The sequence below is a fragment of the Paenibacillus terrigena DSM 21567 genome, assembly GCF_000374845.1.
Lineage (GTDB): Bacteria > Bacillota > Bacilli > Paenibacillales > Paenibacillaceae > Paenibacillus_K > Paenibacillus_K terrigena.
On the sequence record NZ_KB895423.1, the window covers coordinates 13,122 to 35,272 of the forward strand.

At 42.7% G+C, this 22,151-nt stretch carries 21 protein-coding genes; 15 read left to right on the plus strand and 6 right to left on the minus strand.

Annotation, left to right across the window (positions count from 1 at the left end):
- Window positions 1–45: 45 nt before the first annotated feature.
- Window positions 46–1,605, minus strand: coding sequence for a COG4705 family protein (locus C558_RS0124630; protein WP_018758969.1), 1,560 nt, complete (start codon window positions 1,603–1,605; stop codon window positions 46–48).
- Between the two features lie 323 nt (window positions 1,606–1,928).
- Between C558_RS0124630 and C558_RS0124635 the strand changes: the two genes are divergently transcribed.
- The 5 genes from C558_RS0124635 (at window position 1,929) to C558_RS0124655 (ending at window position 6,599) form a co-directional block, all read left to right on the plus strand.
- Window positions 1,929–2,855 (plus strand): hypothetical protein, encoded by a 927-nt coding sequence (locus C558_RS0124635; protein ID WP_018758970.1) that lies wholly within the window; start codon window positions 1,929–1,931, stop codon window positions 2,853–2,855.
- An 87-nt stretch (window positions 2,856–2,942) separates the two neighbouring features.
- Complete coding sequence (locus tag C558_RS0124640; protein ID WP_018758971.1) at window positions 2,943–3,680, plus strand: ABC transporter ATP-binding protein; 738 nt, start codon at window positions 2,943–2,945, stop codon at window positions 3,678–3,680.
- A complete protein-coding gene (locus tag C558_RS0124645) occupies window positions 3,673–4,419 on the plus strand; it encodes an ABC transporter permease subunit (RefSeq protein WP_018758972.1) in 747 nt (248 codons plus the stop codon). Before C558_RS0124640 ends, C558_RS0124645 begins: the two co-directional genes overlap by 8 nt.
- Window positions 4,420–4,434: 15 nt before the next feature.
- On the plus strand, window positions 4,435–5,916 hold the full coding sequence (locus C558_RS0124650; RefSeq protein ID WP_018758973.1) for a sensor histidine kinase: 1,482 nt from the start codon (window positions 4,435–4,437) through the stop codon (window positions 5,914–5,916).
- Complete coding sequence (locus C558_RS0124655; RefSeq protein WP_018758974.1) at window positions 5,913–6,599, plus strand: response regulator transcription factor; 687 nt, start codon at window positions 5,913–5,915, stop codon at window positions 6,597–6,599. Before C558_RS0124650 ends, C558_RS0124655 begins: the two co-directional genes overlap by 4 nt.
- A 91-nt stretch (window positions 6,600–6,690) precedes the next feature.
- On the opposite strand, the gene C558_RS0124660 is transcribed toward C558_RS0124655, so the two are convergent.
- Complete coding sequence (locus C558_RS0124660) at window positions 6,691–7,560, minus strand: AraC family transcriptional regulator (RefSeq protein WP_018758975.1); 870 nt, start codon at window positions 7,558–7,560, stop codon at window positions 6,691–6,693.
- A 311-nt stretch (window positions 7,561–7,871) separates the two neighbouring features.
- Between C558_RS0124660 and C558_RS0124665 the strand changes: the two genes are divergently transcribed.
- Entirely contained in the window at window positions 7,872–8,693 is an 822-nt protein-coding gene (locus C558_RS0124665) for a phytanoyl-CoA dioxygenase family protein (RefSeq protein WP_018758976.1), read from the plus strand.
- Between the two features lie 118 nt (window positions 8,694–8,811).
- Here C558_RS0124665 and C558_RS0124670 read toward each other — a convergent pair whose 3' ends face one another.
- The gene (locus tag C558_RS0124670; RefSeq protein ID WP_018758977.1) at window positions 8,812–9,555 is read right to left on the minus strand and encodes a phytanoyl-CoA dioxygenase family protein; all 744 of its coding nucleotides are present in this window, start codon (window positions 9,553–9,555) and stop codon (window positions 8,812–8,814) included.
- Window positions 9,556–9,708: 153 nt separating this feature from the next.
- Here C558_RS0124670 and C558_RS0124675 point away from each other — a divergent pair, with 153 nt between their 5' ends.
- The 7 genes from C558_RS0124675 to C558_RS32825 all read left to right on the plus strand — a co-directional run bounded on the left by C558_RS0124675 (window position 9,709) and on the right by C558_RS32825 (window position 16,530).
- Window positions 9,709–10,545, plus strand: coding sequence for an AraC family transcriptional regulator (locus tag C558_RS0124675; RefSeq protein WP_018758978.1), 837 nt, complete (start codon window positions 9,709–9,711; stop codon window positions 10,543–10,545).
- Between the two features lie 133 nt (window positions 10,546–10,678).
- Window positions 10,679–11,236: an NADPH-dependent FMN reductase gene (locus C558_RS0124680; RefSeq protein ID WP_018758979.1), complete on the plus strand. Its 558-nt coding sequence runs from the start codon at window positions 10,679–10,681 to the stop codon at window positions 11,234–11,236.
- Window positions 11,237–11,332: 96 nt separating this feature from the next.
- Window positions 11,333–11,728, plus strand: coding sequence for a VOC family protein (locus C558_RS0124685; protein ID WP_018758980.1), 396 nt, complete (start codon window positions 11,333–11,335; stop codon window positions 11,726–11,728).
- 161 nt (window positions 11,729–11,889) lie between these two features.
- Window positions 11,890–13,017 carry a low temperature requirement protein A gene (locus tag C558_RS0124690; RefSeq protein WP_018758981.1) on the plus strand — a complete coding sequence of 376 codons (1,128 nt, stop codon included), beginning with the start codon at window positions 11,890–11,892 and terminating at the stop codon, window positions 13,015–13,017.
- Window positions 13,014–13,337 (plus strand): VOC family protein, encoded by a 324-nt coding sequence (locus tag C558_RS31805; RefSeq protein WP_245583870.1) that lies wholly within the window; start codon window positions 13,014–13,016, stop codon window positions 13,335–13,337. The genes C558_RS0124690 and C558_RS31805 overlap by 4 nt, the downstream gene beginning before the upstream one ends.
- A 208-nt stretch (window positions 13,338–13,545) precedes the next feature.
- On the plus strand, window positions 13,546–14,349 hold the full coding sequence (locus tag C558_RS0124700) for an extracellular solute-binding protein (RefSeq protein WP_018758983.1): 804 nt from the start codon (window positions 13,546–13,548) through the stop codon (window positions 14,347–14,349).
- Between the two features lie 252 nt (window positions 14,350–14,601).
- Window positions 14,602–16,530 carry an RICIN domain-containing protein gene (locus C558_RS32825; protein WP_018758984.1) on the plus strand — a complete coding sequence of 643 codons (1,929 nt, stop codon included), beginning with the start codon at window positions 14,602–14,604 and terminating at the stop codon, window positions 16,528–16,530.
- A gap of 63 nt (window positions 16,531–16,593) precedes the next feature.
- Here the strand turns inward: C558_RS32825 and C558_RS0124710 are convergent, their stop codons facing one another.
- Window positions 16,594–18,039 carry a sensor histidine kinase gene (locus C558_RS0124710; RefSeq protein ID WP_018758985.1) on the minus strand — a complete coding sequence of 482 codons (1,446 nt, stop codon included), beginning with the start codon at window positions 18,037–18,039 and terminating at the stop codon, window positions 16,594–16,596.
- 467 nt (window positions 18,040–18,506) lie between these two features.
- Here C558_RS0124710 and C558_RS0124715 point away from each other — a divergent pair, with 467 nt between their 5' ends.
- Both C558_RS0124715 and C558_RS0124725 read left to right on the plus strand, forming a co-directional pair.
- Entirely contained in the window at window positions 18,507–19,991 is a 1,485-nt protein-coding gene (locus C558_RS0124715) for an Lsa family ABC-F type ribosomal protection protein (RefSeq protein ID WP_018758986.1), read from the plus strand.
- A 255-nt stretch (window positions 19,992–20,246) separates the two neighbouring features.
- On the plus strand, window positions 20,247–21,278 hold the full coding sequence (locus C558_RS0124725) for a Cfr family 23S rRNA (adenine(2503)-C(8))-methyltransferase (protein ID WP_018758988.1): 1,032 nt from the start codon (window positions 20,247–20,249) through the stop codon (window positions 21,276–21,278).
- 211 nt (window positions 21,279–21,489) lie between these two features.
- Here C558_RS0124725 and C558_RS35025 read toward each other — a convergent pair whose 3' ends face one another.
- Both C558_RS35025 and C558_RS35030 read right to left on the minus strand, forming a co-directional pair.
- On the minus strand, window positions 21,490–21,828 hold the full coding sequence (locus C558_RS35025; protein ID WP_281167142.1) for a tyrosine-type recombinase/integrase: 339 nt from the start codon (window positions 21,826–21,828) through the stop codon (window positions 21,490–21,492).
- The gene (locus C558_RS35030; RefSeq protein ID WP_342662355.1) at window positions 21,728–22,129 is read right to left on the minus strand and encodes a site-specific integrase; all 402 of its coding nucleotides are present in this window, start codon (window positions 22,127–22,129) and stop codon (window positions 21,728–21,730) included. Before C558_RS35030 ends, C558_RS35025 begins: the two co-directional genes overlap by 101 nt.
- Window positions 22,130–22,151: the final 22 nt, after the last annotated feature.

Here is a 22,151-nt window from a genome sequence, read left to right on the forward strand (position 1 = left end):
TCAAAAGAAAACAGTCGGCTGAAATCAGCCGACTGTTGTTCTCGCTTATTTATTTGCTTCGTTTAAGGTGCTAAGCGAATCGTTAAGTGCAGATTTGCACTTGCTGGCATCAGGGTTTCCTGAACGAGCTGTCGCTAATACCACATCAATCGTTCCATCAATTTGTACCCATGTTTTGCTATCTATTTTCCGAAGCTTAGGCTCTGCTGTGTCCCATTGATGTTCCAAATTGTCTGCGCCTTTTTTGGCCGAAGCAAAGTCATTTGAGTTTACATCGTTTAGCATATCACTTTCGATTTTAACGAAGTCTGTTAATTGTCCAGCTAATTTATTTTGTGAAGAATCGGGTTGCGATTTTCCAACCGATGTATTAGTTTGTGAAGAATCGGTTTGCGCTGCTGATTTATTTGCTCCGTTAAAGGTACTAAGTGAATCGTTAAGTGCAGATTTACATTGGCTAGCATCAGGGTTTCCTGAACGAACAGCTGCTAATACCACGTCAATCGTTCCATCAATTTGGACCCATGTGTTGCTATCAATTTTCCGAAGCTTAGGCTCAGCTGTATCCCATTGATGTTCCAAATTGTCAGCGCCTTTTTTGGCCGAAGCAAAGTCATTTGCGTTTACATTGTTTAGCATATCACTTTCAATTTTAATGAAATCAGTTAATTGTCCTGCTAATGTAGCTTGTGTAGAATCGGTTTGCGATGCAATATTATTGCTTAACCCAACATAACCGCCTATACCAGCAACTAAGAAAATACACAGTACCACAATGGTTTGCACCAAAACATTTTTCTTGCTTCCAGTTGCTTGGTTTGTTTCTGCTGGTTCATTTTTTGCCCTTGTATCAAATTCTGTAGCAGCAAGAAAAACGATGATCGCTAAAATAGCTGTAAGAAAAATGACACTCGTAACGGTTGTCCCCAAACCTAACCCACCATTATTTGTTGGTTGAGATAGGTAATCTCCTAATGATGCTCCGAGTGGACGAGTAAGAATATAAGCAATCCAAAACGCTAATATCCCATCAAGTTTCAGGAATTTCCATGCCAAGTATACACAAGCAATTATAATAATGACTGTAGTTCCTGTGAGAAGATAACCAAGACCGAGTTGTTCGGAGAATAAATCGCCGACTGCTGTTCCAAGTGCAAATGTGAAAAGAATGGTAAGCCAATAGAAAACTTCTCTTTTTCTTGTATAAATCGAGTGGATCGAGAGTGTTTTTTCACTAAGATACCAAAAAAGAAAAGTTAATCCTAGCAGCACGGAGAAAACGATTGTACTCGTCTCAAGAGGTATCCCGATATTGTCTGTCAGATTATCCGTTACCAACGTCCCAAATACGCTAATAAGCACCACCGTTAGCCAATAAATGCTTGGAACATATTTCGTTGCTCTGAATTGAAAGAACAATACAATGAAAAACGCTACTCCCATGATGATTGTCGTGAGCGATAAACCAAATCCGAGACTGAAATTTATGAAGTCAGCAAATGTTTCACCGACCGTTGTGCATAAAATCTTAATAATCCAAAAGAAAATAGTAACTTCAGGTACCTTGCTAAGAATAATTTTTAATTTATTTTCGTTCACTTCCATACATAACTTCCTTCCTTTGTAGTGGTTTCCCACAACTTTTTTTAATTATTCCCAAATCAATAAAAAATATCTGTTTTTAAAACACGTTAAGTGAGAGTAAATCAACATTAATATAGTAAGATTAAAATATAATGAGAAGGATACTGCATAAATTAGAATGTAAGGGCAACTGTCTTAGGCAGTTGTCTATTTCTAATGAAAATTCACGTTTGATGCTTTTTGTTGATTTAATAAGATTTTAATAATTGGTTCACAAGATTTTCAGTTTTAGTGCCTATGATTGATCTTGTAAGTCAAAAATCTTATTTTGCAGGAGGTAGAACATGAAGAAGAAATGGTTAATGCTAGGCGGCACTCTAGGTATTAGTAGCGTCATGATGATTACAACAGGAGTAAGTGCATTTGCGAGTACATCGGGGTATGACGCGTATAAATCTGCACTGAAGAACACAAGAACGATTCAGAATGTAGCAGTGCAAGCATCCGCTTCTTTGCAGGATAATGGCAATGTTCTTGCAAGCGCGGCAGGTAACTTCAAGATCAGCCTAGACAAACAAGCAGCGAGCGGTAGTGCAAATGTAAAGGCGAATGGTGCAACACAATCTGTTAACTTCTTTAAGCAGAAAGATCAGACCGTACTTAAAACGAGTAGCAATGACACGTATTATGTCCAACAAGAACGTGACAAAGGAAAAAACAAGAACGAAGCAAAAGAAACGCTAGATCCGCAAATTTCGCAACAAGTTGAGACGGTTATTGATGCGCTAGTAGGGAACTTGAAGGATTATGTCGCTGTAGATGCGAAGACAGATGGTTCCAAGGAGATTACGGCTCAACTTGATAATTCACAGCTTCCAACGGTTGTGAACGCGATCGCACCGATTGTGATTAAACAGGCATCCAATCATGAGCGAGATGGGGAGAAGAAAGACAACAACGATGCGAAACAACTTCCATTTAATCGCGATGTACTTCAAGGTTCAACACCTCAATTGACGCAAGATATTAAGATTGAGAATGTTTCCTTCAAAGCGAATATTAACGCTGCTAACTATATTGAGCATCAAGAAGCTGACATCACGGTGTCCGGTAAAGATGCTAGCGGCACAGCGCATAAAGTGACTGTACACCTGCAGGCGAACCTTTCGGGTTATAACACAACAACACCAGATACGATTGATCTATCTGGTAAAAAGGTTCAACAAATGGATAACCGTCATCATGGTAAATTTCACGATGACAATGAATAAATGAAGTAACGAGATTGGATCAGCAGCAGGTAGGCTTCTACTCAGCGCCTATCTGCTGCATCACCATATGAAGGAGGAATCATCCAAATGGAACCGATATTAGAGACGCATCAACTTACGAAAGTGTATCGTAACAGTAGAGGGATTCGAGATATCAGTCTGCAGCTACATGCCGGTGATGTGTATGGATTACTTGGGCCGAATGGGGCAGGCAAGACAACATTCTTGAAGCTCATTACAGGTTTGATCCGTGCGGATCAAGGGAAGATTACACTCTTTAATGGAGACCTAATCGATCAATTTGAAGAGGGTATGCAGCATGTTGGCTGTATGATTGAATCAGCAGATTTTCATGATTTTATAACGGCATCGCAATATTTGAAGTTGGTTGGTCGATTCTATCCTAATATTACGGATCAACGAATTACGGAGGTGTTAGAGGTTGTAGGCTTGATCCAAGTTCGCAAAGATAAAACCAAAAATTATTCGACCGGCATGAAGCAGAAATTAGCGCTTGCTGCGGCTATATTGCCGAATCCGAAGTTTGTTATTTTGGATGAACCTACGAATGGTCTGGACATTGAAGGCACGGTCATGTTTCGTCGGCTTATTAAACGGTTGTCTGAAGAGCATGGAACGACATTCCTTATCTCTAGTCATATGATCCACGAACTGGAGCAACTATGTAATCGAGTGGGGATCATCGTGGAGGGGCAATTGATTCAGGAAGGGTATGTATCTCACTTGCTTGCGAGTGGGCAATCGCTGGAACAATTCTATATTCATGAATTAGAATGCAGGAAAGGGGGGAAGGAAAGTGCATAAATGGAGAGCAGGATTTATCAATGAGCTCTGGTTGCTCTTATACCGTAAGAAAATGATAGCATTCTTCGCATTCTCAGTCATTCTTCCGATTCTGCTAGCCGTGTCGCTTCACGCATTACAGCCTATATTGGGACTTGTAGCGGTTAGCCAATCCTTTCCGATTCAGATGTTAAGTATTTATACGGTGGTATGGATTCCCCTCTTCATCTTAACCATGACGGCAGATCTATTCCCAAGTGAAGTGGCTACACGAACCTTGAAGCTTGCTTTCTTACGGCCTAATACGAGATTTCAAGTGTTCTGTGCGAAGGTTGCAGCACTCGCTGTGGGGATTGGTGCGTTACTTGTATTACTAGGCGTGGTTACGTTGATTTGTAATGTATTTGCAGGTACTGCCCTTAGTTTCGCAGAGGGAATGGGCGTATTTAAGGCCTATGTTGCTGCTTTCGTTGCGATGGTCGCGCTATCTGCAGTCTTTGTTTTTGTATCTCAATTTTTCAAAAGTGCGAGTGGGTTTATGGTGTCAGCTATTGTACTCTATGTGGCACTTAAAATTTCACCATTTCTATGGAGTGCCATGTCTACATTCTCACCTGCTTCCTATACCGACTGGCATATGCTATGGATCAGCCATACCGTCGCTGTAAGTAAGTTATGGTCTACTTCACTTTATTTGTTATCCAGCTGTGTGTTGTTTTTTACACTAGGTTACTATATATTTGATCGAAAAGAAGTGTAAACGGGGAATCTACCGATGTCGATTCGTATTAAGTTATTGCTCTCGTATGCAGCCATGCTAATTATTCCATTGGTTATCACATTCTTCACAGCTATACTCTTGACTGTCGTATTTCGTGGTGATCTTCAGACCATCCGTGAGCAATATGGAGCAGGTGCCCATCGCATGTTCGAAGATCAACATGTGGAAGGCATATTGAAGGAGATGAAACGATCTGTTGAGAAGAATCCTTCCATTCTGTTCGACTCGAGTTACTTGTCTGATCTGGATCAAGAGCTGCTACGGAATAAATCCAATTTGATTGTACGTAAAGATCAACGCATTATCTATTCATCACCTTCATTACAACAGACGGATATCCTGAATCATTTGCCAGCATTTGAAGATTCAGGACATTTGGAGAGAGGTGAGGCAGAACACGTTGGGAAGCAGTTAATTTCGTTCGGCCACTTTGATTTTAGATTCGCTGACAAAACACCCGGCAGTGTCATTGTAATGACAACCTTGAATCCTTTGGTGAATTTCGCTCAGAAATTTTTCCCGATTCTCTTTATCACCAGTATCATTATTCTGATTCTGACGAATACCTTACTGACGTATTTCGTATCTAGAAGTATCGTACGACCTCTTAAGAAGTTGAAGAATGCCATGAAACGTATTGAAGCAGGCGATTTGGAATTTCAAGTTGAACCGACGAGCAGGGATGAGATCGGAGAGCTCAGTGTTGCTTTCGAACAAATGCGAAATCAGCTGCAGCTTTCAATTCATACGCAAATCCAATATGAAGAGAATCGGAAAGAGCTCATCTCGAACATTTCCCATGATCTTCGAACCCCTTTAACTGCAATCAGAGGGTATATTGATGGTCTGGGAGACGGAATTGCAGATACACCGATGAAAAGACAGAAATATATCGATATCATATCTTCCAAAGCAGAAGAGATGGACCACTTGATCGATGAGCTATTCTTATATTCCAAACTGGATTTGAACCGATTACCATTTCAATTTGAAATCGTTGATTTTCACGCATTTTTATTAGATTTATCGGAAGAACTCGAATTTGATCTCGGCAAACAAGGTGTCCATTATTCATCGAATATTACATTAGCACCGGAGACGTATGTGTTGATCGATCGAGACAAATTGAAGCGGGTATTCGCGAATATTATTGATAATGGATTAAAATATATGGACAAACCGGAGAAGACGATTCATTTACAGGCTTATCTGACAAAAGACGACGTTGTTATTCAGATGACGGATAATGGGCAGGGAATAGAACCGGACGCACTGCCGCATGTATTCGAACGGTTTTACCGTGCGGATCTGTCTCGGAATAGTAACTCGGGGGGAAGCGGGCTTGGCCTCGCGATTACCAAACAAATTATGGATGGTCATGATGGCACGATTCAAGCAAATAGTACGGTTGGTGAGAGTACGTGTATTACATTGACCTTACCACGCCGAAATCATAAAGTTGGTGACCAACAATGAAACAAATTCTAATTGTAGAAGACGAGAAAATCATTGCGGAGCTGGAAAGAGATTATTTAGAGGCGAATGGTTTTACCGTAGATATCGCGACGGATGGCGAGTCGGGGTTAAAGCTAGGGATGAGCGGGGAGTACGATTTAATTATTTTGGATTTGATGCTTCCACGAATCAATGGTTTTGATGTCTGTAGACAAATACGCGAGAAGCATAATGTACCTATTCTCATGGTTACTGCGAAGAAAGAAGATATCGACGTGATTCGGGGTTTAGGTCTTGGAGCAGATGACTATATTACCAAGCCATTTAAACCCGGTGAATTGGTTGCACGTGTGAAAGCTCATTTAGCTAGGTACGAGCGACTGATTGGCAGCAAGGAAAAAAAAGAAGAGATCAGGATTCACGGCCTTTTGATTGATTATGGGTCACGAAGAGTTTTCGTTCATGATCAAGAGGTGATCCTTACGACGAAGGAGTTCGATTTACTATATTTTCTAGCCGTAAATCCCAACCGTGTATTCAGCAAGGATCAATTGTTCGAGAAATTATGGGGAATGGATGCGCTAGGTGATTCACAGACAGTAACTGTCCATATCCGGAAACTAAGAGAGAAGATTGAGATAGATGCATCCAAATCCCAATACATCGAGACGTTATGGGGCGCAGGGTATCGATTTCGATTATAAGGAGAATAGGCGAGAAGAGTTAGGCACGGCTGCACTAAGCAGCGTAAGCAAGTGCTTAACTTTTCTCGCCATTTACATGTTGGATACTTGTTTATTTCCCTCTAAAGGCTCCTGGCGTCATGCCTTCTCGGGATCGGAACCTATTTGTAAAATGACTGACATCCGAGAAACCGCAGTATTCAGCTATTTTGGCGATCGAATAAGTAGTAGAGGATAATAGCTCCTTCGCGTGATCCAGTCTGAGATGAATTAAAAACTGATGCGGGGGAACGCCGTAACGCTCACGAAAAACGGTTCTAAATCGAGATGGGGAAAGGTTTGTGCGCTTAGCCAAGTCTTGTATACACAGGGTTTCGGCAAGATGAACCGAAAAATAAGACGGAATCCAATCCAGATCATGAGGATGGCTCGAACCAAGGTTGGCAGGATTAGAGTGGTCTTGAATGATGAGATGGAGCAGCTGGGTGGCAATTGCTTGTGTCTTTAGCTTGGATAAAGGATTCGGTTCAAGCCAGCTTCCTATCATTTCCATGAACAAATTGCGATAAAGATACGGCTTGCGGGGCTCTAGCAGAACAGGGATGGATAAACCTTCGAAGTCATTAAGTCTAGGCTGCATGAGATGCTGAAAGGCATGTACATCGATCTGTCCAGGTTTTGTTGGAAAGCTTTTGTCTCTGTCAGCATGGAAGAATAAGTCCATATGAGCAAATGGTGTTTCATTATCAGAAATGGCTTTCAAATCATGCACGGTGCCGGGTTGTAGCAGACAGAATTGTCCTTCTTGAAGCTGATATGTTGTTCCATCGGCGACGATCGTTAGTTCTCCTTTTTGTATATAGATAAACAAATAATCGAGAAGTTTCCGGAAAGGAGAATAATAGGCGTTACGTACCGCGAAATCGCTCTCTCTTATGTAAGGGACAATGGGATGGGTATAAGAAAATGAAAACAGATTCATAATATTCACCTTTAAGAGGTTGTTCAAAAAGTCATCATTTGATCACGAAGTCATTCAAGAAGCATAATCGACATCGAATCTTGCGTTCACCTTCGAAGTCCGGTACTCATTTAGGTTTCGCCTAAACTCCGTTCCTCCTTCTTCAGGTTCTCGCAACCTTCTCGGTGCTGAAATGCCAACTTTTTGAACACGCACTATAAATTTAGTCGTTTTATACAAGTAACGCGATTATGGCATACAAAGACCAAACTGTCAAAATCTCATACAATTAGCTATGTAAAGCATGATGAATTGATAAAGGAGAGAGCGGAATGAGCATAACAAACAACCTGCCTAATTTGGACGAGGCATATCATCTACCAGAAGAGCAAATCCTTCATTATCAGCGCGATGGGCATACAATTGTAAGAGGACTGGCGAAACACGATGAAGTTTCCATCTATCGCGAGATCATCAGTGAGATGGTACAAGAACATAACTACCATACAAAACCGGTGCATGAAAGGGACACGTATGGCAAAGCCTTTATACAGATCGAAAACCTATGGACAATGAGCGATTCCGTTAAAAAATTTGTTATGGCGCGTCGTTTTGCAAAAGTAGCCGCTGATCTGATGGGAGTACCGTCAGTAAGAATTTATCATGATCAAGCATTATTCAAAGAGCCTGGGGGCGGACATACGCCATGGCATCAGGATCAAGTTTATTGGCCATTGGATACCGACAAAACAATAACCTTATGGATGCCTCTTGTCCCCGTTTCGGAGGAAGTCGGATCTATGACCTTTGCTTCCGCTTCCCATCTCAATGGCTATATCACGAAGCAGGGGATTTCTGATGAGTCACATCGCACCTTGAAGGACTACATTGAGGGTAAAGGGTTAGAACAAGTAAGATACGGCGCTATGGCAGCTGGAGACGCTACTTTTCACGCTGGTTGGACCCTCCACAGCGCTCCCGGTAACCCAACGGATCGCATGCGCGAAGTGATGACGATCATCTATATTGCGGATGGAACGCCTATTGCTGAACCGGATAGCAATTCACGAAGAAGTGACTTAGCAAGGTGGTTTCCAGGACTTAAACCGGGGGACGTCGCCGCAAGCCCGCTTAATCCTATTGTCTATCCGTAGTACGCTATATTTGTGTTTTACGGCTCCCAGAATGGGCATGTATGCAAGAGGTGTCTATAGGGAGCCGGAAGAACACGTGTTTTCTCAAAAGTTTACATATGAGGATCAAGAAAACTTATTAATAAAGCGGGTATTTCTGCCGAAGGTCTTCCCGATGGAGAACATTGGAATCCTCACGGATATAATGACATACATAAGATCGGCGCCAGCGTTCTTTGCTCCTGTTCTTGTTCGAAGAGTGTATCAGCAATTCACTGAAAAAGAGAATATCACCTTTCTCCATGATCACTGGAATTTGTTGGCTCGTATCTATACCCTCAGTCTCCTCCGTCCACGATTCATGCTCCTCCAAGTTTTTGACGGCGCCGTGCGGCAGTAAGCCAAGCTTGTGGGTGCCCGGAATGACCCATAAACATCCGTTCTCTTCATCAACCAAATCCTCCATCGCGGTCCATGCGGCAATCATCGTCATCGGATCGTTCTTAATGTAGTAATAATCCTGATGCGATGCCTGTCCGGGAGCTCCTGGCTCTTTATAGAAATACATGCTTTGAACACATACGGCCTCTTTGCCCATCAATTGAGCCAGACCGCCGCGGATTACTGGAAGCTTCATCAATTGACGAGAGAAACTATCATGCTTGTGGGGATTGAACAGCCGCACAGCATATTTCTTGCTTTCTTCGCATGCCGCCCATTCCGGCATTGGTGACTGGTTACGGATATCATAGATGTGTCCATTAAAGGCATCTGCTAAATCACTGGAACATCCTCGCTTGAGTAATATATATCCATTTTCTCTGAAAAAATCGATTTGTTCCTCATTGAACGGCTGTAATAGCGGAGGCTTTATTATACTCATTTCGAATTCTCCTTTTCTTCGTGAGCGTTGTTTTGCTATTCAGCTTACCTTGTATTCGTACGTGCAACAATGCCTCAAATTTGCAATATTGTATCTGAAATTGATATGTTTATCTAATGAGACAATAGTGGAGATGAATGGAGGTTTGTAAGTATGATGCCGGAATCTTTGTCACTTCCGTTCGAATCTTTACGAAATGCGTATGCAGGATCCATTGTATATCCGCCCGGCGGTCGCTATGGGCCCCGAATTCAGCAGGATCTTCAGCTCGTTCTGTTATACACAGGAGAGATGACTGTTACCATTGACGGGCGCCCCCTACATGTACAACCTGGTCATGTCGTGCTCCTGAAGCCGGGTCACGAGGAATTGTTTGCGTTCTCGAAAACCGAAGAAACCTGGCACCGTTGGATCTCTGTGCATGTCTCATCGCTATCGGAAGAGATGAGGAATAAGCTGTATCAGCTCCCGGAACTGCTTCCGCTCACGGAAGAGATGAACAAGCTGACCGATCTTATGCTCAGTATGCTGCGGCATGTGCCTCCTAATGATACAACGATCCTCAGTCTAGGACTCGCAGCGATATACCTTTATCCGACTGAAACGAGACGACTCCTTCTGCAGCGGGAGAAACATCCAGCCCTTTATACCGCGCTGACATGGATCAATGAGCATTATTCAGACGAAATTACGCTACATGATTTGGCCAGTCAAGCAGGTGTTTCGTCGGAGCATTTGATTCGGTTGTTTAAACAGCATGAACATACGACTCCGATGCAATTCGTATGGGCCTATCGAGCGAACCGGGCAGTGGAGCTGCTCACGAATACTGGATTAACCGTCTCCGAGATTGCCGAGCGTTGCGGTTTTAAAACTTCGAATCATTTTGCCCGATTGATCAAGCAATACAAAGGACGAACCGCTTCGGAAATCCGGCAAGTTTCTTGGAGCGGGCTGCCTCAATTAACAAAGCGTGAACCTAACGGTTAAGGATTCCATGAGACGAATATGACAGTGGGAAAATTACAAGATGGAGCGATTGAGCGCGTCGAATCTGCATTGACTATGACATTAATGTCAGGGTGTACAATGTAGATATTGAATGAAAAGGATGGTGAACCAAATGGAACATCAAGGTCATATCGTACTTGGTATATCCGGAAGTCTGCGCAAGCAGTCCTCCAATACTTTGTTGCTCTCGTCCATCGGGGGAATGATGCCAGCCGGTATAGAGTTTCGTACGTATCATGGGCTTGCGGCTTTACCGCATTTCAGTCCAGACTTAGATGGTGACGAAGCCGAATCGCATGAAGCTGTGCGCGAATGGCGGGAGGAATTGCGAGCAGCAGATGCAGTTGTGATCTGTACACCGGAATATGCTCGAGGTGTCCCAGGTTCGCTCAAGAATGCGCTGGACTGGGTCGTATCTTCGGGAGAATTCATAGACATGCCGACGGCGATCATAAGCGCGTCTCCTCATCCGGATGGCGGTGCAACGGCACAACAATCGCTGATTATGACTCTAAAGATGATGAGCGCCTCTATCCCGGACGAAGCAACGCTAGCCGTTCCTTTCGTCAGTAAGATGTTCGGGCCGAATGGTAGTGTGACGGACAATAAGAACAAGTCATCAATTCTCACCTTGGTTCAGGCGCTGACGCAGGCCATTTCGGATAAATAATGACAGGACACATGAAACGAAATTATCCTCTAAAGAAGGAAAAAATAGGGAATTGGCGAATTCAATTCAATCAAGACTATTTTTAGGGGGATTATTATGGAGAAAGGAAGAATTATGGGGATTGCATATAACATAATTCCTGTTAAGGATGTCAAAAAATCAGGGGAATGGTTTGTAAGACATTTTGGTTTTAATATTAGAAATGATAGAGGTAATAATTTAAGTTTATTCAGGGAAAACCGTCCGATAATGGTTTTAATTGAATCCGATAATGACTCAAGAGCGGTATTTGAAGTAAATGGGCGAACGAGATGGGTTATAACATTCTTTACGGATGACATTGAATTATTACATAAGAAATTAGCTTCCGAAGGTGTTGCTGTTAGAGATATCAGCGATGAAGGTATTTACGGTAAGTTTTTTGTCTTTGAGGACTTAGATGGAAACTTGTTTGATGTATGGGAAAATAAAGATTGCGAGTTAATCTTTTAAAAGGTAATTTTAAGCTAACGGGATAACGATAGTTCAATAAATAAGGGCTGCTCCTTGGCAGCCCTTTGTTCCGCTAACGGTAGATTAGTATATCTCAGTCAGTGGAGTCGGGAGAAATCACTTCCCATTTTCCAAAAATATCAATAGCAAAGGAGCAAATAATGAATAAACATGTATCGGGATTTCAACAAAATGTAGCATCTGCTGGTAAGAAGGTTACCTGGCTAGAACTATTTTATGATCTACTTTTTGTAGCGGCAGTTTCTAAAGCAAGTCATGTCTTGTTACATGTCGAAAATGGCTCAATTCCAATAGAGTTCTTAATGAAATTCGTCCTAATATTTGTTCCGATCTGGTGGGCTTGGGTAGGGCAATCGCTGTTTGTAAATCGGTATGGACAAGATATCTTATCGCACCGAATATTTCTGATTCTACAATTATTTTTTGTATTAATAATGACGGCGAGCCTATCGGTTGATTTTGATCAATACTATGTTTCATTCTTAATAGGCTATGTGGGTCTAAGAGCTATGACGGCCATTCAATATCTTGCGGTACATAAAAAAGAAGAAGCACATAGAAAGAGCACTGCCCGTTATTTAGGGAGTCGCTTTTGGATTGGTTTGGTGATATCTTCTTTATCACTATTCTTTGACTCGTGGATTCGTTATGCAGTGTTGTACGCGGGAATTGCTGTAGACATATTTCTCCCAATAATTGGTCGGCAATACTTGGTGAAAAGCCCAATAAATACTCACCATCTATTAGAACGCTTCTCATTGTTTACACTCATTCTTCTTGGCGAATCAGTAATCAGTATACTAGCCGTATTGCAGTCTAGCCATTGGATGTGGCAATCTATTTTATTTGCGTCATTAACTTTTATATTAATTATTGCGATGTGGTGGCAATATTTTGACAACGTCGAGAAGAAAGTCAACAAAACAATTGAGACTGCAGGGCAAACTATTATTTATGGTCATTTATTCATTTTTTTATCGATGTGTATGATCGCGGCTTCGATTCAATTGTTATTTCTGAACCAATTGAATTATTCATTTATGTTATTTTTTATTTTTGGATCTGTATTGCTCTACTTTTTTTCAACCTCGTTGGTTTTTCATAAATTTCGACATATCCATCAAAGATTAGGGATATCACACTTAGCGTTCTTATTAGGGCTACTAGGAGTCTTTTTTACAGTGGATTTGATATTCCTTCTTCCCAATTACATAATCATTGGAGAAGTGATGGTGTTCTTTGTTGTATATGCTAAATTAACGACGTGACCTTAATGCTCTGGGAGAAAGAACCTTCCGAGATCATTCGCCAGCACTATGCATTTGAAACATCTATTGAGAATATGAAGTGCATTGTTCCTTGGCTTAAAGACAGAGGACTTAAAGTCCGCAACTTTTTGGACGATGGTACTGAAAATCCGTTTGTATTCGGTTGGATGCCCGCCGTTTCCATATATTTTTCTGATCCAGACGGACATTCATTAGAGTTTATATCCATGTTGCCTGATGAACCTCAGCCTGAATTGGGCGTAGTCGCATGGCAAGAATGGGAAAAGAGCCACGGAAGAAGCATAAAGATACAGAAGTGATTGAAATGAAGTAATGAGGTGTTGAGAACTTTGAAAGGCCAAGAACATATCCGATTTTTGAAGTCGCCAAATTGGCGGCTTTTATGTTTTAAGGAATAGTTTATGAATCTTTCTAACTATTTTGTAATGATAATCAAACCGTTTACAGTCTTCTTTCGTTTCCTTTTATAGTAGCGGTAAAAATCATGTATCAAATGGAGGAAGAATTATGAAGAAGGTCGTGTTCCTATCAGCTCTACTGCTCTCTATCATTACTACTGCCGGAGTGTCAGCCTATGCAAAAGTGGACAATAAGCCGGCGTCCCAGACGACACCAATTTCTAGCAAAAGTGATCATGTCATCCGGGTGTACGGACCTGGCGGGCCACTTGAACCGATCAAGGAAGCTGCTGAACATTTTTCAGCTAAAACAGGGATCAAGGTGGAAGTAACAGCCGGACCAGAGGGCAAATGGATCGGCCAGGCAAAGAAAGATGCAGATATTATTTTCGGTGGCTCTGAGTATATGCTGCAGGACTTCATCTTTAACCACCCTGAAATGATCGACACGAAATCACGAACGGAGCTTTACACACGTGCTGCAGGAATCTTGGTGAGGAAAGGAAATCCAAAGAAGATTGAAAGCCTGGAGGATTTAACGAAGAATGGAGTAAAAATACTCGATGTGAATGGGGCTGGCCAGCTTGGCCTGTGGGAAGACCTGGCAGGCAGAAAAGGACTGATCGGAGGCATTTCCCAAAATATTAACCTTTCTGTAAAATCAAGTAGCGAAGCCATAGAACAATGGAAATCGAATTCCAGCTTGGACGCCTGGATTACTTATGAATCGTGGCATTACCGGCTCCAAGATGTGACCGACCTGGTCGAACTGCCCGAAGTAGAAAAGCTCTATCGTGGAACACCGATCTCCCTGACGAAAATCACCGATCAGAAAAAAGAGGCACAGCAATTTATTGATTATTTAAGAACGGAAGAATCTCACCAAATCTTTCAAAAATGGGGCTGGAAGTAAGGACGAGCCTTAAATTATATTAACGCGGTGACTTATTAACCTAAATAGATTTAAAGAAGGCTGTCGACTTTAGCAACAGCCTATGGCGCAGCTTATGGCTGCGCTTTTTCGTTTTTAACCTATTAATTACGAAAAACATTCCGATTTTTCACTAAGGTTTAAATAGTTCACTTTACTGAAATTCATCAGCCATGATATGAATCATATTGCATACGGATTATGACATCAAAATTTAAAATTCAAGAATGGAGGGTGAATGACATTAGAAAGCAGTTGATTAACCGAAGATTTACTGTCCTGGTAGTTGTTTCTGCACTGATTTTTTCGCTTTGTGCACCTTTTCTCCAAAGAACTGCAAACGCTTCTTCTTACACGGCCATCGTAAACCCGGACAAGCAGTATCAGACCTGGGAAGGCTGGGGCACGTCATTAGCTTGGTTTGCGAACCGGATCGGAGGCGCATCGGATGCAACACGCAACTGGTATGCAGATCAATTATTTGATGTGAACCAAGGTTTAGGCTTTAATATTGTTCGTTACAATATCGGTGGCGGCGAAAATCCACAGCATCATTTTTTGGAACTTCGTGCAGCCGTGCCAGGATTTAAGGCAAGCTCTACGGCGGACTATGACTGGAGCAGCGATGCCAATCAACGTTGGATGCTGCAAGCCGCCAAAGCAAGAAATACTCCTCAGCATTTTATCGCCGAAGCCTTTGCAAACTCGCCTCCTTGGTGGATGACGAATAGCGGCAGTGTTACAGGTCCAGTATTACCTTTGACGGATAACCTGAAAGGTGATATGTTCGATGATTTCGCGGATTATTTGACTACTGTCGTTCAACATTTTAAGGACAATGAAGGGATTACATTCAGAACACTTTCTCCGATCAACGAACCGGACGGGCTCTGGGTGTACAGCAACCGTCAAGAGGGAGCCTTCTACTCGCAGTACAGCAGAGGAACGATTATCCAACACGTACATGATGCATTAGTACAAAAAGGTCTGCCAACAACCCAAAGCTCCGCGGATTCGAACGCCGTTTTTCTAGCGAGAGACACGATCAATGCCTATACAGATATAACGAAGTCTATGATAAGTCAGTATAATGTCCATACGTATTACGGGAATGATACAGAACGAAAACAAGTTTTCTATGCCGCGGGTAACAAACCGATTTGGATGTCTGAGCACGGCGATGGCGAAGCGAACGGGATCGAAATGTCGAGATCCATCGTATCGGACATCAAGTACATGAAAAACTCCGCTTGGGTTTATTGGCAAGCCGTAGAGGAAAATGCCGCTCCTGGGTGGGGGATGATTGAAACCGATCTAAACGACGCAAATAACAATGCTTTTACACCAAATGTTAAACAAAAGTTTTGGTCCATGGCTCAATGGAGCAAGTTCATTCGTCCAGGGTATAGAATCATCGATATCGAAGATGGCGATTCCGTTGCGGCATATGATGCAGCTTCACAAAAACTAGTCATCATTACGGTTAACGATCGCAGCTCGTCCAACAATGTTACTTATGATCTGACTAAATTCGGTGATATTACCGGGGGAGTAACAGCGTATCGCACCGTAGCTCCATCCAACGGTGTAACGCCAGAAAATTTTGCAAATATCAATGTGGTAATGAACAACAGGTCGTTCCAGAATACAGTGCCTGCTTATTCCGTAACTACTTATGTAGTTGATGGTGTAACCCTTAAGAATCACATGTCCAGTGCGGCAATTGATACATCTGCGTACTACAAAATTGTGAATAAAAATTCTGGAAAAGTACTGGATGTCAAAGGTGCCTATCTTGACGATAGTACGAGTGTCATTCAATACGCAGATAACGGCGGAGCCAATCAGCAATGGCAATTTGTAGATATGGGCAGAGGCATTTATAAAATCAAAAACCGGAATAGCGTTAAAATGCTAGAAATTCAAGGTGAATCGACGTCAGACGGAGCACAGGCTGTCCAGTACCACGATACGGAATGGCGGGGTGTCAATCAAGAATGGAAGCTCATTGACGCAGGTGGAGGTTACTACTCCATTGTGAATATCAATAGCGATAAAGTACTTGATGTTAAAGGTGAATCTACTTCCGATTCAGCCTCAATTATCCAATACACCGGGCGTGGTTCATCTAATCAGCTCTGGAAATTGGTGAAAGTGAATTAAAAAAGCAAAGGCTTATTCCAACTTGAACCATGAGGAGGAATGAGCTTTTTTGCATGCTCAAATTCAGCTAGATATGTTTATGATTATCATGGGTAACCAGACAATGAATGTCGTCCCTTCATTCTCCTTGGATGACACTTCAATTGAGCCGCCATGTTCTACGATGATCCATTTGGCAATGGAGAGCCCAAGTCCGTATCCCGGAGTCTTCCCTCGGGAAATATCCGCTCTGTAGAAGCGCTCATAAATCCTGGAGAGCTCATCCGAATTCATGCCTATTCCCGTATCCGAAATGCGGATTCCAACATTGCCATCCTTTTGAAGGCTACTTATTTCGACGCATCCAGACGACGTGTATTTGAAGGCATTATCGATCAGAATAAGCAATAGTTGTTGCAAATAATCTGAATCTCCATGGATTTGAACAGGTATGAGATCATCTATATTCTCAACTCGCCAATCAACCGTCCGGGGGAGCAAATTCGCCTTCCGAACGATTTCGGTAACAACGGAATAGATAGATAGAGTTTTTTTGTCCATGACAATACCAGAGTCGCCTCTAGCCAGGGTCAATAAATCGTTAATAAGTCGGGTCATACGTTCGGCTTCTGAGTTCATATCGTAAATTGCCTCCAGAGACAAGTCCATATGATGCGGCTCTAAATGATGATTCGGATTTGAGGCAATGGTGCTCCAAAGCTTCTGTAATAAGTCACCGTTACCCCGGATCGTAGTAAGCGGCGTACGAAGCTCATGTGATGCATCGGCTACGAACCGACGCTGTACGTCGTAGGCTTCGTTTAAATCCTGATAAGCCTTCTGCAGTCGGACAAGCATGCTATTAAGCGTATCGGTTAGAAGTCCAATTTCATCGTTAGGCACATCTCTTGGGATCCTCTTTTTCAGATCGTCCCCGCTCTCAATCCGCTTGGAGGCATGGATGACATTGTGTAAAGGTATCAGCGCTCGTTTGGTTACTAATAAGCCCAATAGAAAGGCGATGGCCAGCACCGTGATCGATGATAACACCAAAATACACTGCAGATTCTGGAGAATTTTAGCTTCTTTTCCTGTATAGATTCCAACCTGTAGAAGTCCAACTAAGCTGTGGTCATCGAGTAATATTGGAATGTTGAGGAGAGTGAATGGATCTCCATTTATACGGATTTTGCTGTAATTTTCTTTAAGGTCTAATCTTGGTTCTGGATACTGAAGCCTAATGCCTGCTTCTACGAGGTTTCTGGAGTAGCGGACTTGCTGATTGATATAATCTACGACTTGGATGATGACTTGATTGTTAGCAATGCTCGGGGAGATACTGATGTGAAGGTTATTCCAGAAATCTAACGATGGGGCGATATGAATACCCATCGCGGTATTATTTATGGTAGATTCAATGTCCTGATTTGTTTTATATCTGACGTAGCTGTAAAGTGCTGTGCTAAAAATAATTAGAATCAATGTGATGAGACACATATACCAAAGCGTAATTCGCAACCGGATCGTCAAAAAATCTCCTCCTAAATTACGGTAAACAGAATATCCTGATTTTGGTATATATTCCTTAAAGTAATATGAAATTATATTAAAAAGAAACTAAATTTGGGGCAGGATAACGTAAAAAATGGAAAATGAAATTGGCTGAATAGCAAAGTCGAAGTCTTAAAATCAATGGTGTCTTCATCGAAGAGTTAGTTGAAATGAAATAGCGAGTATGATAAGATTACGCTAATTCTGATGATTGGAGTTGATGAGGATAATGTAGAATTTCTTGCTGAAGTTTAAAGAATAAAACAAGTTCTTTTTGCGTTGTTTTTATTCTTTATTGGCAAGAAAGTTACCTTATTCTTTTCACTCTAAAAATATATCCTTATCTGACTCTGCGTAGGGTTGGATTTGCCTTATTTTTTGAGCTGCAAGAAAGGTTAACTTTCTTGCAGCTCTTTTTTTATTTGAGAACAAAGGAGGCTTCTGAAATGGCATTGATCAAGGTAACGAATATGACGTTTGCCTATGACGGCAGCTACGACAACATTTTTGAGGATGTAAGCTTACAGATCGATACCAACTGGAAATTGGGCTTTACGGGGAGGAACGGCCGGGGTAAAACGACGTTTCTGAATCTGCTGCTCGGCAAGTACGAATATAGCGGAACGATTTCCTCTAACGTTCGTTTCGAGTACTTCCCGTACCATGTCGAACACAAGGAGAAACTTACATTCGAGGTAATCGACGACATCTTTCCGGACTATGAGCACTGGCAACTCATGCGCGAGTTTTCGTTGCTGAAGTTGTCAGAAGATGTGTTGTACCGACCGTTCGACTCGTTGTCCAACGGCGAACAGACGAAGGTGATGCTGGCAGTCCTGTTCTTGAAGGAAAACAGCTTTTTGCTTATCGACGAGCCGACCAATCATCTGGATCTGCATGCTCGAAAGCTGGTAAGTGATTATTTGAATGGCAAGAGCGGTTTTATATTGGTGTCACACGATCGGGCGTTTCTCGACAATTGTGTGGACCACATTATTTCGATCAATAAGACCAATATCGAAATCCAGAAAGGAAATTTTTCAGACTGGTGGGAGATGAAACAACGACAGGACAATTTCGAACTAGCTGAGAACGATAAGCTGAGGAATGATATTAAGCGGCTGTCCGAAGCGGCTAAGCGAACGAGCAACTGGTCGCATGAAGTAGAAAAAACGAAAAACGGCACCCGTAACTCCGGCTCCAAGGTCGACAAAGGGTACATCGGTCATAAGGCCGCCAAAATGATGAAGCGGTCCAAGTCGATCGAGCAAAGACAGCAATCCGCGATCGAGGATAGATCCCAGCTTCTGAAAAACGTCGATAGCTCGGAAAGTCTGAAAATCTCGCAAATGACTTATCATAAACACCAATTGGTCGAGCTTGACCGCGTTTCAATTCATTATGGCGACAAGAACGTTTGCCGCGACATCAGCTTTACGGTTGAGCAAGGGGACCGCATCGTGCTCTCCGGTCCGAACGGCTCAGGTAAATCCAGTTTGCTCAAACTGATCTGCGGCGAGGAGATACCTAATTCCGGCGTGTTTCGAAAAGGGAGCCAGTTGAAAATTTCCTACGTTTCACAAGACACCTCGCAGTTGCATGGCAATTTGACGGAATTCGCCAGATCCAGCGAGATTGACGAGAGCTTGTTCAAAGCAATTTTGAGAAAACTCGATTTTTCGCGCCTGCAATTCGAAAAAGACATCGCTTCTTATAGCGGCGGTCAGAAGAAGAAGGTTCTGATCGCGAAAAGCCTCTGCGAAAATGCTCATTTGCATGTTTGGGACGAACCGCTCAATTTTATCGACGTCATTTCAAGGATGCAAATCGAAGAGCTGCTGCTAGAGCATTCGCCGACTATTCTTTTCGTGGAGCACGATAGCGAGTTTTGCAACCATATCGCAACAAAAATGGTGGAACTGAACGTTTAACTCATTTCTAGGGGGATGAAACTGATGATCATTGAGCTTGAGATTGTAGATGATACTGTGAACCAGTTCCTTCCGGCTGACCCGGTTCACAAAATAATAGATCTGTTGCCGGAGGTTTACCAATCTATCGACAGATGCACGTAGCGATTCTATCCGCAAACGCATCGTGTTGTTCCTGCGTAATTGGTTAATGATGCATTAAAGCGATGGATGACGGTTGCTTTTTTTCACTTTCTCCGGCGGTAAGGAGAACACATGAAACCAACCTCGAAATATGAAACGATTAGGCAAATCTTGAACGACTTCAAACAGCCTGCGTACCGGTACGGGCAAATAATGGACGCTATTTTCAATCAAAAAATTGCTGAATACGAACGGATCACCATACTTCCTAAATTCTTGCGAGAAGCGTTAGTCCAGAAGCTTGGTCCGCACGTCTCCAGTGTTATGCCAGTGAAGGAAATCACTTCGCAACAAGTCAGCAAGGTGCTGTTTGCCATCGATGGTGGCGAACGCGTAGAGGCCGTACGACTTACCTATGAACGGGGGTGGAAATCGTATTGTATTTCCACGCAATGCGGCTGCGGCTTCGGGTGTCGCTTTTGCGCCACGGGTACTATCGGCTTGAAACGTAATTTGACCGCCGACGAAATTACCGACCAATTGCTTCACTTTCACTTGAACGGCCACGCCTTGGACAGTGTGTCCTTCATGGGCATGGGGGAGGCGCTCGCCAACCCGTACCTTTTCGAAGCGCTGGCGATTTTGACCAACCCGCATTTATTCGGTTTAGGACATCGAAGAATTACGATATCCACCATCGGCCTGTTGCCGGGAATTGATCGATTGACGCGGGAATTTCCACAGTTGAATATAACCTTCTCGCTGCATTCGCCGTTCGACGATCAACGCAGCGAACTGATGCCTATTAATAAGCAGTTTCCGCTTCGCGACGTGCTGAATGCATTGGATCGCCATATCCAGCATACAGGGAGAAAGGTGTATATCGCGTATATTCTTCTTCGAGGGTTCAACGACTCGACGGAGCATGCAAAAGCGGTTGCTGATCTGTTGAGGGGAAGGGGATCTTGGGAACATCTCTATCACGTGAACCTCATTCCCTACAATTCGACAGAAGTGACGCCTCATAGCTTCTTGCCAACTGACCCCGAAAGGATCAAAGCGTTCGTGCGGACGTTGAAGCTAAAAGGTGTGAACGTTACGGTCCGAACTCAATTCGGATCGGACATTCATGCGGCATGCGGTCAGTTATACCGAACCGAATAGTCGACGTTTGAAATTCAACATACAATGCCTGCCTCAATGTATTTGCGACAGTTAAGAGAAGTGGTTGCCGTGAAGAAGGCAACCGCTTTGCCTCTTCAATGGATACGACGAGCTTAACCATGGCAGCTCAATGAAATAGGCGACCCCAATTGCGTATTTTTTCGGATGGATGCCTTAGCCCTTTCTCAATAGCATTGGTACAGAAAAAATGTCACAGTTGGTGCGGCGTAATTTTAGAGCTAAACTGCTGAAAGATGCGATTGACTACCGTTTGATTAAGACTTTCGTTTTTCTTGCTGACAAACAAGAAATTGGATGCTTCTGCCTCGCTATACCGGCTGCGATCTTTTAAGTAATCGCGCAGGGCATTAATAATTTTCGTGTTCATAAGAACGATTCTTTGTTTTTCTCCTTTTCCGTTCCGGATGATACCTTCACCAGTCTGCAAGTTAAAATCTCCTAGCCAGATAGAAAGGGCTTCGGAAATTCGCATTCCCGTATAGGCCAAGAGGATGACAATCGCATAATTTCGCTTGTTTTTGCCTCTCAAACACTTTTTGCATGAACTGCTTTACTTCCAATTCCGTAACCTGTGTGGGGGAAGCATATTCTGTCTGAAATTTGATCATGTCCGTTTTTTGAATCACTACATCGTTCTGATTACCCGATGAGATCAGAAAGTCATTATAGCTTCGTAAGCTGCTAAGCTTATGATTAATGGTTTTGGCGTTATTAAGCTTGATGTTTTTCAAGAAACTCACGTAATCGAGTACGTTTTGCCCATACAGCGCCGCACATTCTTGACCGAACGATTCCTCAAACCATTTGAAATACTGATTTAGATCCAGAATATATTGTGTGGATTATATAACG

Coding starts and splice junctions, on each gene's coding strand:
- C558_RS0124630 (WP_018758969.1), bottom strand. CDS start 1,605: ATGGAAGTGAACGAAAATAAATTAAAAATTATTCTTAGCAAGGTACCT.
- C558_RS0124635 (WP_018758970.1), top strand. CDS start 1,929: ATGAAGAAGAAATGGTTAATGCTAGGCGGCACTCTAGGTATTAGTAGC.
- C558_RS0124640 (WP_018758971.1), top strand. CDS start 2,943: ATGGAACCGATATTAGAGACGCATCAACTTACGAAAGTGTATCGTAAC.
- C558_RS0124650 (WP_018758973.1), top strand. CDS start 4,435: ATGTCGATTCGTATTAAGTTATTGCTCTCGTATGCAGCCATGCTAATT.
- C558_RS0124655 (WP_018758974.1), top strand. CDS start 5,913: ATGAAACAAATTCTAATTGTAGAAGACGAGAAAATCATTGCGGAGCTG.
- C558_RS0124660 (WP_018758975.1), bottom strand. CDS start 7,560: ATGAATCTGTTTTCATTTTCTTATACCCATCCCATTGTCCCTTACATA.
- C558_RS0124665 (WP_018758976.1), top strand. CDS start 7,872: ATGAGCATAACAAACAACCTGCCTAATTTGGACGAGGCATATCATCTA.
- C558_RS0124670 (WP_018758977.1), bottom strand. CDS start 9,555: ATGAGTATAATAAAGCCTCCGCTATTACAGCCGTTCAATGAGGAACAA.
- C558_RS0124675 (WP_018758978.1), top strand. CDS start 9,709: ATGATGCCGGAATCTTTGTCACTTCCGTTCGAATCTTTACGAAATGCG.
- C558_RS0124680 (WP_018758979.1), top strand. CDS start 10,679: ATGGAACATCAAGGTCATATCGTACTTGGTATATCCGGAAGTCTGCGC.
- C558_RS0124685 (WP_018758980.1), top strand. CDS start 11,333: ATGGAGAAAGGAAGAATTATGGGGATTGCATATAACATAATTCCTGTT.
- C558_RS0124690 (WP_018758981.1), top strand. CDS start 11,890: ATGAATAAACATGTATCGGGATTTCAACAAAATGTAGCATCTGCTGGT.
- C558_RS0124700 (WP_018758983.1), top strand. CDS start 13,546: ATGAAGAAGGTCGTGTTCCTATCAGCTCTACTGCTCTCTATCATTACT.
- C558_RS0124715 (WP_018758986.1), top strand. CDS start 18,507: ATGGCATTGATCAAGGTAACGAATATGACGTTTGCCTATGACGGCAGC.
- C558_RS0124725 (WP_018758988.1), top strand. CDS start 20,247: ATGAAACCAACCTCGAAATATGAAACGATTAGGCAAATCTTGAACGAC.